This window comes from Streptomyces sp. NPDC002206, assembly GCF_053593595.1.
In genome coordinates this window covers 1-1,021 of sequence record NZ_JBSFCW010000100.1, presented here as the reverse complement: position 1 = coordinate 1,021, position 1,021 = coordinate 1, and the positions used below count along the sequence as shown (strand labels likewise).

The following is a 1,021-nucleotide window of genomic DNA, read 5'->3' as shown; positions in this document are numbered from 1 at the left end:
GACCGTGTGGACCGTTGCCGGGCCGCGCACGTTCCTGACCACCGCGTCTTCGCCACCAAGGGAGACCTCGCCCGCGACATGATCCGCCGGGCCCATGACTCCCCGCTCCGCTTCAGCTGGGTCACCGCAGACGCCGCCTACGGACAGGACAGCCGCTTCCGCCGCTTCATCGAAGACCTCCAGCTCCACTACGTCGTGGCCGTGCCCAAGTCCCAGCAGGTCCACGGGCCTCGTATCGAGGACCGCTTCCGCCGCGCGGCACCGCCGGAAGCCTGGCAACGCCTGCCCGCCGGCCCCGGAGCGAAGGGCGAGCGCGTCTACGACTGGGCCGGTGCCCTCCTGCCCGTCGTCCGGGAGCGCGACGGCGACGAGCCCACCCGGCGACGGTGGATGCTCGCCCGCCGCAGCATCTCCAACCCCGACGAGATCGCCTACTTTCTGGCCAGCGCCCCGCTCGACGCCACTCTCGCGGACCTCGCCCGGATCGCCGGGTGCCGCTGGAAGATCGAGGAGTGCTTCCAGAGCGCCAAGAACGAATGCGGGCTCGACGAGTACGAGGTCCGCCGCTACACCAGCTGGTACCGGCACATCACCCTCGCCATGCTCGCCCACGCCTTCCTCGCGGCCGTGGCCGCTCTGGAACGCGAAAAGGGGGCCGGGACGACGACACGCCCGACCTCGTGGACCTCACACCGGCCGAGATCCGCCGTCTCCTGGCAGCTGGCCCTCCACCCCGAGAACACCGTGATCACGCCGTGAACTGGTCGCGGTGGAGGCGACGTCACCAGGCGCGCGCCCGCCACTGCCACTACGCGCGGCGCGGCTACCTGTTCGCCGGCACCAGATGGCCAAAGCCCTCGCACGCCTGTGACGCCCCAGCTAAACTCCCCGCCATCAGGCCGCTGACCAGCCCAAATACCGAAGTACGGCTGGAGTACTAGTACTCCAGCAGTACTTTGTGGCTTGACCTGGGGAAACGTCGAGCGGTGGGAGTGTAGCGGGCAGGTTGCCGTCACGGACG

At 69.6% G+C, this 1,021-nt stretch carries 1 protein-coding gene; it reads left to right on the top strand.

What is annotated here, in order from left to right:
- Positions 1-759 (top strand): IS701 family transposase (locus ACWCP8_RS41200; RefSeq protein WP_451121690.1); only part of this gene is annotated, 759 nt, incomplete at its 5' end.
- Positions 760-1,021: the final 262 nt, after the last annotated feature.